This window comes from Synechocystis sp. LEGE 06083, assembly GCF_015207725.1.
GTDB lineage: Bacteria > Cyanobacteriota > Cyanobacteriia > Cyanobacteriales > Microcystaceae > Synechocystis > Synechocystis salina.
Genome location: NZ_JADEWJ010000083.1, coordinates 1 through 13,977, shown reverse-complemented (window position 1 = coordinate 13,977; position 13,977 = coordinate 1). Strand labels below are relative to the sequence as shown.

14 protein-coding genes are annotated in these 13,977 nt (G+C 44.5%); 6 read left to right on the top strand and 8 right to left on the bottom strand.

What is annotated here, in order from left to right:
- The coding region (locus tag IQ219_RS08370; protein WP_194072316.1) for a GTP-binding protein at positions 1-1,139 on the top strand (1,139 nt) is incomplete at its 5' end.
- A gap of 73 nt (positions 1,140-1,212) precedes the next feature.
- On the opposite strand, the gene IQ219_RS08365 is transcribed toward IQ219_RS08370, so the two are convergent.
- The gene (locus IQ219_RS08365) at positions 1,213-1,734 is read right to left on the bottom strand and encodes a photosystem I assembly protein Ycf3 (RefSeq protein ID WP_190597688.1); all 522 of its coding nucleotides are present in this window, start codon (positions 1,732-1,734) and stop codon (positions 1,213-1,215) included.
- A 107-nt stretch (positions 1,735-1,841) separates the two neighbouring features.
- The gene (locus IQ219_RS08360; RefSeq protein WP_194018855.1) at positions 1,842-4,703 is read right to left on the bottom strand and encodes a cation-transporting P-type ATPase; all 2,862 of its coding nucleotides are present in this window, start codon (positions 4,701-4,703) and stop codon (positions 1,842-1,844) included.
- A gap of 152 nt (positions 4,704-4,855) precedes the next feature.
- Between IQ219_RS08360 and rpe the strand changes: the two genes are divergently transcribed.
- Positions 4,856-5,548, top strand: coding sequence for a ribulose-phosphate 3-epimerase (rpe, locus tag IQ219_RS08355; RefSeq protein ID WP_194018856.1), 693 nt, complete (start codon positions 4,856-4,858; stop codon positions 5,546-5,548).
- Positions 5,549-5,693: 145 nt separating this feature from the next.
- Here the strand turns inward: rpe and IQ219_RS08350 are convergent, their stop codons facing one another.
- From IQ219_RS08350 to IQ219_RS08340, 3 genes are all read right to left on the bottom strand, one after another.
- The gene (locus IQ219_RS08350; RefSeq protein ID WP_190597685.1) at positions 5,694-6,023 is read right to left on the bottom strand and encodes a MoaD/ThiS family protein; all 330 of its coding nucleotides are present in this window, start codon (positions 6,021-6,023) and stop codon (positions 5,694-5,696) included.
- Positions 6,024-6,421: 398 nt separating this feature from the next.
- Positions 6,422-7,378, bottom strand: coding sequence for a DNA endonuclease (locus IQ219_RS08345; protein ID WP_194072315.1), 957 nt, complete (start codon positions 7,376-7,378; stop codon positions 6,422-6,424).
- Entirely contained in the window at positions 7,378-7,659 is a 282-nt protein-coding gene (locus tag IQ219_RS08340; protein WP_194072314.1) for a hypothetical protein, read from the bottom strand. Before IQ219_RS08340 ends, IQ219_RS08345 begins: the two co-directional genes overlap by 1 nt.
- Before the next feature lie 82 nt (positions 7,660-7,741).
- On the opposite strand from IQ219_RS08340, the gene IQ219_RS08335 reads away from it, so the two are divergent.
- From IQ219_RS08335 to IQ219_RS08320, 4 genes are all read left to right on the top strand, one after another.
- Complete coding sequence (locus tag IQ219_RS08335; protein WP_194072313.1) at positions 7,742-9,118, top strand: HNH endonuclease domain-containing protein; 1,377 nt, start codon at positions 7,742-7,744, stop codon at positions 9,116-9,118.
- A 35-nt stretch (positions 9,119-9,153) separates the two neighbouring features.
- Positions 9,154-9,471, top strand: a complete 318-nt coding sequence (locus IQ219_RS08330; protein WP_194072312.1) for a nucleotidyltransferase family protein — start codon at positions 9,154-9,156, stop codon at positions 9,469-9,471.
- Entirely contained in the window at positions 9,461-9,700 is a 240-nt protein-coding gene (locus IQ219_RS08325; RefSeq protein ID WP_228015257.1) for a DUF86 domain-containing protein, read from the top strand. Before IQ219_RS08330 ends, IQ219_RS08325 begins: the two co-directional genes overlap by 11 nt.
- Before the next feature lie 88 nt (positions 9,701-9,788).
- Positions 9,789-10,949, top strand: coding sequence for a cysteine desulfurase family protein (locus IQ219_RS08320; protein WP_194072311.1), 1,161 nt, complete (start codon positions 9,789-9,791; stop codon positions 10,947-10,949).
- On the opposite strand, the gene IQ219_RS08315 is transcribed toward IQ219_RS08320, so the two are convergent.
- From IQ219_RS08315 to IQ219_RS08305, 3 genes are read right to left on the bottom strand one after another with little or no spacing between them, the layout of a single operon-like run.
- Complete coding sequence (locus tag IQ219_RS08315) at positions 10,950-11,312, bottom strand: DUF5615 family PIN-like protein (protein ID WP_194020432.1); 363 nt, start codon at positions 11,310-11,312, stop codon at positions 10,950-10,952.
- Positions 11,309-11,563 carry a DUF433 domain-containing protein gene (locus IQ219_RS08310; RefSeq protein ID WP_194020433.1) on the bottom strand — a complete coding sequence of 85 codons (255 nt, stop codon included), beginning with the start codon at positions 11,561-11,563 and terminating at the stop codon, positions 11,309-11,311. The genes IQ219_RS08315 and IQ219_RS08310 overlap by 4 nt, the downstream gene beginning before the upstream one ends.
- Before the next feature lie 42 nt (positions 11,564-11,605).
- On the bottom strand, positions 11,606-13,714 hold the full coding sequence (locus tag IQ219_RS08305; RefSeq protein ID WP_194072310.1) for a DNA phosphorothioation-associated putative methyltransferase: 2,109 nt from the start codon (positions 13,712-13,714) through the stop codon (positions 11,606-11,608).
- Between the last annotated feature and the right edge of the window lie 263 nt (positions 13,715-13,977).

Here is a 13,977-nt window from a genome sequence, read left to right as displayed (position 1 = left end):
GTCGGGGCAAATCCACCGTGATTAATGCGCTGTTGGGGGAAAAACGCCTGGAAACGGGGCCACTCCACGGGGTAACCCAATGGCCCCAATCGGTGCGGTGGTGCAATAACGACAAAATTCAAATTGATCTGATTGATACGCCGGGGCTAGATGAAATTGCTGGGGGAGCGCGAGCTGCCATGGCCCAAACCGTTGCTCACCAAGCGGATCTGATTTTATTCGTCATTGCTGGGGATATTACCCAAACCGAATTTGCTGCCCTCCAAACATTGCGCCAAGCCCAAAAACCCCTACTGTTAGTATTCAATAAGATTGATCTATATCCAGAACAGGATCAACAACAAATTTTTGCCCAGCTACAGTCCCTCACCCCCGCCGGGGAAGATAGTCCCATTTTTTCCGCCGAGGACATTGTACTAGTGGCCGCTGAGCCTCCCCCTATAATGGTGCGGGTGGAATATAGCCCTTCCCCCAGAGGTTCCCGACCAAGCCCCCCTCCAGAGGAACGGTGGGAAAAATCGCCCCCCCAACTGGATCAACTACGCCAGAAAATTTTTACCATTCTGAACCGGGATGGCAGTCAACTGTTGGCCCTCAATGCCCTGCGTCAGGTGGAAGAAGCCGAAAAGAATATTGCCACCAAAACCATTGAGATCCGCACTGCCGAAGCGGATCAGCTCATTGGTAAATATATGCGCTACAAGGCCCTGGCGATCGCCGTTAATCCCATCGGTCTCTTGGATTTGGGAGCTAGTTTGATCACCGATCTGTTGTTGATTCGGGGTCTAGCACGGCTCTATGGTTTGCCTATCACCAGCTACGAAGCGGGCCGCATCTGGAAAAAAGTGGTAATTGGTGCCGGTGGTATTTTACTGAGTCAATGGGTGTCAGCTTTATTTTTAGGCTGGCAAAAAACCGCTGGTATTTTTGACAATCCTGGCAATCTAGGGGCCTACGCTGGGGGCGCTGCGCTGCAGGGGGGAGTGGCTGCCTACAGCACCTATATTGTGGGGGAAGGCGCAAAAATTTACCTAGCTCAGGGGGCCAGTTGGGGCCATACCGGTACCAGCACGGCGATCGCCAAAATTAAAAATAGTGCCCCCCCAGAAAGCCTGATCCAGCGCTTGGATAACCCTTAAGAACCTTTTGGTCTGCTCCTGTATTTGGGGGTAGAGAAGGGAGATTTGAAAACAAATTCCTAGGGGATAGGGGCTAGAAAAACACATCCATTTCCGATCGCCCGGTGATTTTAAGCCAGTTTTGGGCCTCGATGTAGTTGTTCGGGGCCAAACGTATGGCCTGTTTCCAATACTCCGCCGCTTTATCAAACAAATTTTCGGCATCGTCTTCCTGTCCCGCTTCCTTCGCCTTTTCCCCTTGGAAATGGTAAATCACTGCAACATTATTCAACGCTGAAGGCATTTTGGGGTTGAGTTCAATGGCTTCTTGGTAAAGCCCCAGGGCCTTTTCATGGTCGCCGTTGCTGGCGTGGATTAGGGCCATGTTATAGAGAATGTAACTGCGGTCATTGGGATTTTCCTCCAACCGTAACGCTTCCTCGTAGTTATCCAAAGCCTCAGCATATTCCCCGTCCGCCTGGGCCGACATACCGTCGCGATAATAAACAAAGGCTTCTTTCGCTTTTTGGTTAGTGGGCAGAATTTTCAGGATAATGTCCGCCATAACGGTAAAGGACTTATCAATGAAATTATCGTTACGTTGGGTGCGGGGCATAGTAATTAAATAATCTTATTTGGTCAACCATTCTAACTTTTCTCGTAGCGTCGGCAAAACTCTCCTTTTCCCCATTGCTTATTTGGGGAATTTGATGATGGCCAAAATTATCTCGTCAACCGGGCAAATAACTTTTCCAACTCCACCCAGACGAACATTAAACTGCTAAAACCAAAACAAATCAGTAGTTGCTGGGGGCTGAGCCAATCAGTACCAAAGAAATTTCTCAGAGGTTCAACGTACACCAAGCCCAATTGCAGCATGGTGGTGACAATTACGGCTCCCCAGAGGTAGGGATTGGTTAAAGGGTTCATTTCTATGGTTAAACGGTGGCTGGAACGCACCGCAATGGCGTGGCCCATCTGGGCAATACAAAGGGTAGTGAAGACCATGGTTTTCCAACTGCCCGGCACACCGGCTAGCTCAGTGGTGTGATAGGCCAAGAGCATGAGGGTGATGGTAACCACAGCAAAAACCAGACCGATGCGGATAATATAGGCCCCCAATCCCCGCGAAAAAATACTTTCCTGGGGACTAAAGGGGCGACGCTGCATAATGTTTGGTTCCCCCGGTTCCATGGCCAAAGCTAAGGCTGGTAAGCCATCGGTGACCAAATTCATCCAAAGGATTTGTAGGGGGGTGAGGGGCACCCCAGACAACCCCAGCAGGGGAGCGGAAGCAATGGTGATCACTTCCCCCACGTTGCTGCCCAGAATGTATTTAATGAAGCTACGGATGTTGTTATAGACCACCCGCCCTTCCTCGGCGGCGGCCACAATGGTGGCAAAGTTGTCGTCCAACAAAACCATGTCGCTGGCTTCTTTACTGACATCGGTGCCAGTGATGCCCATGGCAATGCCAATGTCGGCTTGTTTGAGGGCCGGGGCATCGTTGACCCCATCGCCGGTCATGGCCACAAAACGATTCCTGGCTTGGAACGCTTTGACAATGCGTAGTTTATGTTCGGGGGAAACCCTGGCAAAGACACTCACCTCTTCCACCTGGGCTTCTAGGTCGCTTTGTTGTAGCTGTTCTAAGGTTTGCCCTGTCAAAAAACGATCGCCGGCTTGGTTAATGCCCAAATCCTTGGCGATCGCCAGGGCGGTGAGGGGATGATCGCCGGTAATCATCACAGTGCGAATGCCAGCGGCGAGGGATTTTGCCACTGCTAGCCGCACCTCTGGCCGGGGCGCATCCAACATGCCCACCATGCCCAACCAAACCAAATTTTCTTCGGCGGCAATAAGATCTGGGGTGCTGGGAATCTGGGCCAGGGATTTACAGGCAAAACCCAATACCCGTAACCCCCGACTGGCCATGAAATTGTTATCACTCAAAATTTGTTCTTGATGTTGAGGGCTAAGGGGCACCCCATGGCCAGCGATGTGAATCTGGTTGCACTGGGACAGTAGCAACTCCGGCGATCCTTTGGAAAAAATTAAGTAGGGTGCCGACGGTGAAGCCAAGGTCTGCAAAATCCTCGATAAATCCGGTAAATGGAGATCCTCTTCGCTGGGGACTTCCACCACCACTCCCATGCGTTTACGTTCCGAAGAAAAAGGAAATTCTCCCCGGCGGATAAAACTAGGCCGCAGTTGTGCCTGGTCAAAGCCAAATTTCCTAGCCAGAGCCAGTAATGCGCCTTCGGTGGGGTCGCCAATAACTTGCCACTGCACTTCCCCAGGATTGCAGCTCAGGTCAGAATCGTTGCAGAGGATGGCGTTGAGACACAGGAGTTGCAGCGCTGGGGGCCATGGCCCGGAGGTAGTCCTCTGTTCCCCGTCCGATAGGTTGATAATGTTGCCCTGGGGTTGGTAGCCTTCTCCGCCAATACTGAGGCGATCGCCATGGGTCAGCACCTCCCGTACCACCATTTTATTTTGGGTGAGAGTGCCAGTTTTATCGGAACAAATCACATTGACGGATCCGAGGGTTTCCACTGCCGGTAACTTGCGGATCAGGGCGTGACGTTTAATCATTCTCTGGGTACCCAGGGCCAGGGTAACCGTAATCACCGCCGGTAAACCTTCTGGCACCACCGCCACCGCCATGCTCAGGGACGTTTCCACCAACTGTCGCAGTTGTCCCCAGCCACTCTGCCAAACCCCCAGAATAATTACCACCGCCACCAACATGAGGGAACCAGACACCAGGATGCCGGCCAAATTTTCCATTCGTTTTTGGAGGGGGGTGGGTTCCGGGGCCACGGTCTGTAACATCTGGGCGATTTTGCCCAATTCGGTGGCCATGCCAGTGTTGGTAATCACCGCTCTGCCCCGGCCTTGAATAACTTCGGTGCCGGAAAAGACCATATTTTGGCGATCGCCAAGGGGGGTATCTAGGGGTAAGCCGCTCTTACTGACAATTTTTTCCACCGGCTGGGCTTCCCCGGTCAGGGCCGATTCCCGCACCAATAAATTAGCTACTTCAATTAGTTGCCCATCGGCACAGAGTTGACTGCCCGCCTCCAGCAAAATAATGTCCCCCGGCACCAAGCTGGCCGCTTTAACTTCCTGGCGATCGCCGTCCCGTACCACCTGTACCTTGGGAGAAGCCATTTTTTTCAGGGCTGCTAAGGCCTTTTCTGCCCGACTTTCTTGGAAATAACCCAACAAGCCATTAAGAATGACAATGGCAAAAATAGCGATGGTATCCTTGAAGGGCAAACCCTCCGTCTGGGATTGTTCTAGCCGTAAACTGAGCAGGTCTAAAACCCCGGAAATAATTGCCACCCCGATCAGCATCAACAACATCACATTGGTGAACTGGTCAAGCAAAATTTGCCAATTATTACGACCGGCGATCGTGGCAATTTCATTCAGCCCATGGGTACGTCTTCGTTCCACCACAGTCTTTTCCGCCAACCCCCGATGGGGGACAGTGGTCAACCGGCGTAGGGTTTTTTCGATGCCATAGCTATACCAAGCCTCGGCCTTGACTGGGGAGACGGACACATCAGGGTCAGACATTAAAAAGTCAGCTTAAATTTGGCTTCTAATTTGTTCTAACGGACTATTTTCTATTTTAAAGGCCGGCTTTGGGGGCCTACTACAATTGACCGTAATTGTTTACACTGAATTTCAAGCTTGTTTATGAGTTGAAATACTTAGAGACCCTTCCCATGCCCAAAAATATCGTCGTTGCTCCCTCAATTTTGTCAGCGGACTTCAGCCGCTTAGGTGAAGAAATTAAAGCCGTGGACGAAGCTGGGGCTGATTGGATCCACGTTGATGTGATGGACGGCCGCTTTGTGCCCAATATCACCATTGGCCCGCTGATTGTGGACGCTATTCGTCCCCTGACCAAAAAACCCTTGGACGTTCATTTAATGATCGTTGAGCCGGAAAAGTACGTCGAAGATTTTGCCAAGGCCGGTGCTGACATTATTTCTGTCCATGTGGAGCACAACGCTTCTCCCCATTTGCATCGTACCCTTTGTCAAATTCGGGAATTGGGTAAAAAGGCCGGGGCGGTGCTCAATCCTTCTACTCCCCTTGATTTTCTTGAATATGTATTACCCGTCTGTGATCTAATCTTGATCATGAGCGTCAACCCCGGCTTTGGTGGTCAAAGCTTCATTCCCGAAGTGTTACCCAAAATCCGTGCCCTACGGCAAATGTGTGATGAACGGGGTCTGGATCCCTGGATCGAAGTAGATGGTGGGCTTAAACCCAATAACACTTGGCAAGTGCTAGAGGCCGGAGCCAACGCCATTGTGGCCGGTTCCGCTGTGTTCAATGCCCCCGATTACGCCGAGGCGATCGCCGGAGTGCGAAACAGCAAACGTCCAGAACCCCAACTGGCGACGGTGTAAGTCTGCACCCATGGACAAAATAGGGAAGCTAGGGGGGCAATATCAAACCCCCTTTTCCTGCCATAACAAAAACCCAGGAAGGAGTCCCCGGGCCAGTTTTGAGGTGGATTACACTTTTCACCTCCATTTGATCTTTAGGCGATCGTTAACCCCCAGCTACGGCGGGCACAATACTTACTTCATCCCCTGCACTCAGGGTTGTGTCTGTACCTTCTAAAAAGCGGATGTCTTCTTCGTTGACGTAAAAATTGAGAAAGCGGCGGGGTTTGCCTTCTTCGTCGCACAGCCGGGCCTTAATACCGGGACAACTAGCTTCTAGAGCTTCAATCAACTGCCCTACGTCAGCGGCCTCACAATCAATGGTGGCTTGACCACTGGTGAACTTTTGTAGCGGAGTCGGAATAAGAACTTTAACCGTCATGATATTTGCAAAAAAAAGAGGATTGCTCAACCGGGGCAAAGCCGGTGAAACCACTAGATCGATTAGACCGCTAAAGTCCCTTCAACGTCAAGCTAGTCACTGTGAACTATTCTATCTTAGGATACTAGATTGATGGAACTAAAAGGCCTTCAAGTAGTTCATTAAGCTTGAATTACCCATCGTCGCCAGTCAGATGAGTTACGCATTTGGGAAGGGTCTGATTTTAATGTGGATTGGCGATCGCCGAACAAGTCGAAAATAATCGTAGTCGTCTAGCTGATTTGCTACAAGAAATAGCTCCCTTGAAACCCATAGTTGCCCAAAAAGATTACAATCAAACAGACAATTTGCGATACTTTGAGCAACGTTACACGGACGGAACTGAAAAGTGGGAAAAACTAACCTGTTCTGATTCAAGTTTTGAAAAATTTGTTTTTGTACAGTTATTTTCATTAAAAATTTCGTTTATATTCCATTCCTGGAATTGGAAATTTATCGAGAATTGCTTTTAGTTCAGATTTTACTTTTTGACTAATTTTAATGAAAAAATGACCTTGTTTTGTTCTTAAAACAGAGTTTTTTAGATTAAATCTTTTCAAGATAATTGACGATAAAAATTCAACATCATCTTCGGAAAAACTCATAGGATATAAGTTTAGACCACTAGCAGAGCAACCATCATCATAAAACCAAATACAGAAAGCAAATTCGGTTAGATATTTTTCAATAAATTCTCTAGGCAATAATTTCTTTTCTAAATACCAAATAGAATGTAAATCAGTTAATGCAGGATGAACACCCGTTTTTATCCACCATCCTCGATATTGTTTTCCTGATTTAACATGAGGTGAAGATAAAGCTTCTTGAAAGGAACAGGGAAGATAATCTTTTAAAAAAGTAAATTTCCATTTTATATACTCCTTGTTAGCTCCGCCTTCTGCATAACGGGCATTAAGTTTCCTTTTTCCTTTTTCTAGAGATCCATCACCCAATAATGAACCAGTTAAAAATTCTAAAAAATCATTATCGATATTTTTTCCCGAATAGCTTTTATATTTAGAACGTTTTAAAGCCGTCTGACTTCGCTTTTTGTGACTATGAGAGTTGCAAATCAAAGCATTGGGAAATCTATTTCGATATTCGGCCACTGTTAAACCATGTGTTTTCAAATGGCTATGATGAATCATTTCAAACTCTTCATTGCAGATTTGGCAAGTGACAACATTAAATCCTTGGAACTTTAACTCCTGTATTTTCTTTTTTTGACGTAGTTGATCATATTTTTTAGCGGTATCCTTGTTAAGTTTTTTTCTACATTCCAAATTTTCACAAGTACGACGATGAATATAATTACCTTTTTTCCAGGTCGCTAAAGCTTTGCAATAAGGACATTGAAATATTTCACTCATTATAATCTCCAATAGGAAGAAGATAGGCGATTCCAATTATCTGTAAGTTCATGTATCTCGCAAGCCCAAGAGGTCAAATAACTCTCGATTCTATTACGTACTTCTGAATCATAAATTTCACCATGACTTTTGCCTACAAGTTCAATTTTTGCTTTTAACAGCGTCCGTACATCAGGCAAAGGCCTATTTTTCAGGGCGGCTTTAACTTCACGCATCATTTCTGAAACCGCAAAATCACCATCGGGTTCGTACATTGCCCAGTCTTTTGGGAAATCACTCATAATTGCTCAGTGCTCTTAGTAGTTATCTGATGTTATCATATATGACAACACTGACGCCTGATTTTTCTGTGATAATCAAGTCATGGGAAAAGCAGGACAAGCATTAAAAAAGACTTTAGAGCTACACGACATCAGCCAAAATCGTTTGGCGATCGCCTTGGGTGTTGAGCGTCCGATTGTATTTCGTTGGTTCCACGAGAAGATTGATCCCACTGGTGAAACCATTCACCAAATCACCACAGCTCTACAAACTCTTGATCCTGATGCAGCCAATAGCTTTGTTAACTTCTACTTGGGAAATTTCACGCAGAATGGTTCCTCTGGTATTTCTTCCCAAAGCTTACCGGAATCTAAGCAGGTAAATGTTTCGATTCTTATTCAGCTTTTTAATAAGACAACAAATTCTTATAAATATCTCTTTTTTCTTTCTCTGTTAGATATTTTAAAACGCAGAAAATTTGATGTCATGTCTCCGATTAGCTTTGCTGAGTTAGTCGTTGAAATTTTGGCCAATGCTTGGTTTCCTCATACTTATTTTAAACTTTCTTTTGGAACGCAAGACAAAATCACCGAAAAACTAGATTCTCTAAATTTAATTATTAGTGAGCCAATTTTAAAATTCAACGATCCTGATAAACAGCTTCTCAGAAAGACAATATCCAATCAAACCTATGATGATTTAATTACATACTTGGTCAAATATGTTCCATTTCGATTAATTCGTCCTTTTTATAGTCAGGAAACACAAGGTTTAAAAGATGTTAAAGTTAATCAAGTCATTTTAGATTTGACTAATAATAATTACAAATCAAGAAATGCTTTATATCATTTTGATGCTGATTTGGTGAAAGATTGTCAAGGAATTATTTTGTCTCCAGACTGGGTAAATTATATCGAAGAAAATTTTGTAATTGTTAAAAGTTGGGCATCATGGGAATGGCTACAATATATGCAATCAAGAAATCCCACAACGCCAAATATTGTTAATAAGTTGCTTACACCTCAACAAAGAGGATCACTATCTTCTCAGACAAAATTTTGGAAATCTGTTCTCAACTATCAATCATTAAATTGCATCTATTCAAGCCAGAAATTAAATCCAGATTATTTATCTTTAGATCATTATTTGCCTTGGTCATTTGTTGCCCACGATCAATTATGGAATCTTGTTCCAGTTATTCCAGAGGTAAATTCATCAAAATCTAATAATTTACCCGCTGATCAATATTTTTATGATTTCGTTAACTTGCACCATTTAGCATTAGTTACCAATCATGAACACTTTCCTAGACAATCATGGAATAAAGTAATAGATCCTTACGTTGCTGATTTGAATTTGTCAGAAAATGATTTGTTAGATTCAGAAAAACTTTTCAAAGCTTATGAGTCAATCATTAAACCATTAATCACTTTGGCGACAAAGCAGGGATTTTCGGGAAATTGGGTATATCCTAAGTAGTTAATAACGTGTACTCTATCTTTTGAACATTCAGTATGCTTTCAGCAAATCACCTCAAAATTTCCCAACAAACTTTGGCAGAACTCTGTCAAAAGTGGCAGATCAGCGAACTAGCACTATTTGGTTCCGCCCTCACAGAAGAATTTAACGAGGATAGTGATATTGATTTGCTTGTTTCCTTTGCCCCAGATGCTCGCCAAGGATTACTGACCCTTGCCAAAATTAAGCATCAGTTTGAAGAAATATTGCACCGTAAAGTGGATTTAGTGGTCAAAGCCGCTATAGAAGAAGGCGATAATTGGATACGTCGTCAAGAGATTCTAAACAGTGCGGTGATTATCTATGAATCGTGACAATGCTTATCTACTTGATATTCTGAACGCCATTCAGCGAATCCAGATATTTAGCAACGGATTAACAAAAGAAGAACTCAGTGCCAACGAAGAAAAACAATCCGCGATCCTCTATCAAATAATTGTGATTGGCGAAGCGACAAAACGCCTATCTGCTGAGATCAAATCAATAACGCCTCACATTCCTTGGAAAGATATTGCCGGAATGAGGGACATATTAGCCCACTAATATGACCGAATTAATTTCAACACACTTTGGGATGTTGTGCAAAAAGATGTTCCCGAACTAGAAGCCTTAATCGCCCCCCTGGTGTCCAATGCGAAGTAATAAGCCGATCTATCTCGACTACCATGCCACAACTCCCGTTGATCCCAGGGTTGCCAAAAAAGTCTTGGCATTTATGACTAATCAATTTGGAAACGCTAGCAGTGTTGACCATGCCGTTGGTGATCATGCTCGTGTCGCTGTTGATCAAGCTAAACAACAAATCGCTGAACTCATTAACTGCCGCCCCAAGGAAATTATTTTCACCTCAGGCGCAACCGAGAGTGTTAACCTTGCTATCCAAGGCACAGCCCTAGAAAGGCAACAGCAAATTCCCCGCATTGCCATCTCCGCCGTCGAGCACAAAGCCGTTCTTGATACCTGTCGCCACCTCGAAAAACAAGGACGCATCGAATTGATCGTTTTACCCGTTGATTCCCAAGCAAATCTCAACCTCAATGAAATCGAAGAAGTCTGTCACCAAGGCTTAGACCTGCTCTGCGTCATGGCAGCCAATAATGAAGTCGGAACCATCTACCCTATTGAATCGATTGCGGCGATCGCCAAACGCTACTCTGTTCCTTTCCTCTGTGACGCATCCCAGGCGATCGGTAAAATTCCCATTAATTTTCAGGATTGGGGTATCACCCTGCTGGCTATGTCTGGCCACAAACTCTATGCTCCCCAAGGCATTGGCGCACTCATCCGTAAATCTAATCATCGCCTTGAACCCTTATTTTTGGGTGGTGGACAGCAGCAAGGACTACGCCCTGGCACATTAAATCTTCCCGGCATTGTTGGACTCGGTGAAGCCTGTCGTTTACGTCAATTAGAAATGGAGGTCGATGAAACGGCGATCGCTCAAAAACGAAATTATCTCCAAACCAGCCTCCAAACAGTCATTCCAGAGATTATCGTTAACGGCAACCAGTCCCAACGTTTGGCGGGAAACCTGCATATCGCCATTCCCGATATCCCCAACAGCGCCATCATTGCTCGTATTCGGGAGCAAATAGCTATCTCAACTGGCTCAGCTTGCTCCAGCGGAACAATTACGCCATCCCATGTGTTGAGAGCGATGAATCTCCCTGATAACTTCATGGATGGAGCCTTACGGATTGGCATAGGCAAATTTACAACCTATGCAGACATTGAACAGGCAGCGGATATTCTGGCTAAAGTGATTCAAGCCGTACAAATATCTTGGAATTGACTAAATAGGTAAGTAACGAATCCGAATTTTTTCATCATCAACAGATAAAATTGCTCCGGCTTCTAAATCTTGTAAACAATTCTCTAAAACAATTCTTAAGCGGGCTTCAATAACATTTCGGCTAGCATTATTAAGACGAAAAATAACCACGCTAGGAAAAGGAGTTTTGGCGATCGCCAACAACGTACCAAAATCAAGATCAACGGTTAGAATAATTCTTTTTTCAGTCTGAGCTTTTTCTAAAATTTTCTCATCAGAAAGCTTTTCCAAACCTTCATCTAACAAGTGAATCGCATCATACCCCTGATTGATTAACCACTGAACTGTTTTAGGTGAAATTCCCATATCAGCCAGAAACTTCATGAAGCGGTTTCTCTCTCTCTTTTTTGGGGCAAAGGAATAATCTTATCCTGGCTTAACCAAGCTGCATAAAGCATCGATTGTTGAATATCTTCCTGTTCTAAATAAGGATAATCATCAATAATTTCTTCTGATGTTTTACCATTTGCCAACAAATTCAAGACTAATGAAACAGGCACACGCATTCCGCGAATACAGGCCTTTCCTCCCATAATCTGAAGATCAAACGTGATGCGGTCTAAGTTTTGTAGCATTATTTCAGATTAAATGGTGGACTGTTATTCTCATTCTATGGCTTAGGAAAGGTTTTGGCGTTGTCGTTGCTGGTTACGAATACGGGCTTTAATGATTTTCTGCGTATAGGGATCAGCGTCAGAACACCATACCAACCGATGCCCTTTAAATTCCACTCCCATCTCCCGTAACGTCCTTTGCCATCCCGGCCACAGTTGAATTTCTGACCAATTATCCAGTAACCCCCAATCCTCTTCCTGTTGCGATAACTTAGCAAACTTATCAAATAGAGGATATTCCTTCCCTACCAATCGATCCTTGCAATGGACCACTGGCGCATAATCTGGGTCATATTCTTTATACCGAACCTGTAAATCCTGCAAACCAATCTGCATCATCATCCGCCAACGGGGATGGGGATTCGTATCAAAATCTGGACAGAAAATATAAGCAATTTTCGGCTCATGAAGATAAAATCGTACCAACGTTACATTCTCTAATCGCCCCACCGTCCGGCTCGCACAACCTTCGTATAACCGTAACAGCGGATCAAGGGCATCCAGAGCACTAATATGAACTACTAACGCCTTCTTTGAGCAAATGCCGATGGGACTCTTTTCGGCGCACCGCGAAGCGGATCTCTGCGAGATCGCCGCTAGATTTTCCATATCCCCCAGACTAAACAGCATCCGATCTGAGAGCAAACAAGCCTCCTTGTAAGTGCCAAACAACACCTTGATATCTGTTTGCAGAGTCTCATCCAACTGACTAAAGCGAGGACGTTTCGCAAAGTGAGATAAAGCCAAATAAATCTGAATATCCTGTTGACGTTGCTCTGTAATCCGTTGCCAATCTTCAGTGTCCGTTGCCTGCTCAATGACCTTAAAGGCACGGGTTAAGGTCTTAAACTCAGCACAAATTTCTGCTTCCGCCGCTAATTCCCCCTTCTTCGGCAAACGCCCCCGTTCTGTTAAAAAAGCCATCAAAGGTTGCAAAAGTTCTTGATAATCCTCAAATCGCTTCACTGATAGGCGAATACGGGGAGTTGTTGCCCGTGAACGAAAACGGGAAGCTCGGAAAGTTTCTGCCTGAGACTCATCCCGAAAGACAAAGTAAATTCCCAATGCCACCGGAATAGCATCAACCCCTAAAACATGATCAATATAAAGCTTCAGTTCTTCTTGGTCATAATATTTCTGAAACGTATTGCGGCTGGTAATCACCCCATCACCATAGGCAATATGACCATTCCCCCCATCTGCAATTAACACCTGAGCCGACACCACCAATATTTTTTGGGCCAGTTCCCATGCTTGGACTAACGCTTCCCGTCTTTCCGCTGGATTTTCAATGACATTAATCACATAACCCAGATTGACCACATCCGCAGGTTTACAGTCCCCGGAAGGACGGCCATCAGGTTTATAAAATGGATCCCAACCATCTACCTGAAATCCTCTTTGTGCAACAAATTTAAGATCTTCCCCATGCCCGCAACCATAGTCAAAAAAGGTCATCCCCTGGCTCAGCAGGTCAGCGTCAAACAGCGATCGCACCGGGCGAGACATCTGCCGCCGAACAATAGCGGCTTTGTGACGGTCAATTTTAGGAGATTGATGGGCAGATTCCTTAATCTCAATCAACTTATGGTCTTCAATCCTGACCCGAAACTGTTGCAGTCGTTTCTCCCACTGCTGACGGTGACCGATCTGACGAGAATTAGCTAATAAACCGAGTTTTTCCTCTGCCTGAGTTAACGCAACAAAGGTTTCATACAACGGATAATCAGCACAAACAAAAGTTTCCTTACGGTGCAGGATGGGAGGATTCTCCCCGTAATGGCGAACTTCGCAATTATTCAACTCTAAATTTATCTGCGTACTTTGTTGCAAAGCCGGATGGGCATCTAAATCAAAATTGGGGTAATCAAGATAAGAAATTTTTGGCTCATTAAGATTAAATTTAATCAGTGTAAATTGTAAATTTTGATTTAGTTTAGATTGATAATTTTCATCAAAAATTTGTCGAGCAAGGCTTTCATATTGTTGTATTGTGGACGGTAAATGCAAAATTGTAGAGTGATGAATATAAATATCATTGGGTAAACGCTTGCCAATATTCAGATCTCTTAATTCAATTTTGATGTTGACAAATTCATTAATATTAGTCATTGGATCTTCCAGTCGCGACAAGTATGATTTTAACTCTAATAGTCAGTTACGATTTAAACGACAAACTGAAATGATAAACTGTTTAGAAAATAGGGTCGATTGTAAAAATTTTTGAAAACTATATAAATTGTCTTGTAATAAATGGTGATAAAGCAATTCCATAAAATTAATGCCAATGATTGCTAATGTTCGTTAATCATAAAGCAGAGTTATGATCGCAAATCTTCAGAGATCTGAGCTATCTAGCAGGTAATTCTCCCCCC

Bases quoted from the DNA above. Each gene is read 5' to 3' on its own strand.
- IQ219_RS08365 (WP_190597688.1), bottom strand. From the start codon at position 1,734: ATGCCCCGCACCCAACGTAACGATAATTTCATTGATAAGTCCTTTACC.
- IQ219_RS08360 (WP_194018855.1), bottom strand. From the start codon at position 4,703: ATGTCTGACCCTGATGTGTCCGTCTCCCCAGTCAAGGCCGAGGCTTGG.
- rpe (WP_194018856.1), top strand. From the start codon at position 4,856: ATGCCCAAAAATATCGTCGTTGCTCCCTCAATTTTGTCAGCGGACTTC.
- IQ219_RS08345 (WP_194072315.1), bottom strand. From the start codon at position 7,378: ATGAGTGAAATATTTCAATGTCCTTATTGCAAAGCTTTAGCGACCTGG.
- IQ219_RS08340 (WP_194072314.1), bottom strand. From the start codon at position 7,659: ATGAGTGATTTCCCAAAAGACTGGGCAATGTACGAACCCGATGGTGAT.
- IQ219_RS08335 (WP_194072313.1), top strand. From the start codon at position 7,742: ATGGGAAAAGCAGGACAAGCATTAAAAAAGACTTTAGAGCTACACGAC.
- IQ219_RS08330 (WP_194072312.1), top strand. From the start codon at position 9,154: ATGCTTTCAGCAAATCACCTCAAAATTTCCCAACAAACTTTGGCAGAA.
- IQ219_RS08325 (WP_228015257.1), top strand. From the start codon at position 9,461: ATGAATCGTGACAATGCTTATCTACTTGATATTCTGAACGCCATTCAG.
- IQ219_RS08320 (WP_194072311.1), top strand. From the start codon at position 9,789: ATGCGAAGTAATAAGCCGATCTATCTCGACTACCATGCCACAACTCCC.
- IQ219_RS08315 (WP_194020432.1), bottom strand. From the start codon at position 11,312: ATGAAGTTTCTGGCTGATATGGGAATTTCACCTAAAACAGTTCAGTGG.
- IQ219_RS08310 (WP_194020433.1), bottom strand. From the start codon at position 11,563: ATGCTACAAAACTTAGACCGCATCACGTTTGATCTTCAGATTATGGGA.
- IQ219_RS08305 (WP_194072310.1), bottom strand. From the start codon at position 13,714: ATGACTAATATTAATGAATTTGTCAACATCAAAATTGAATTAAGAGAT.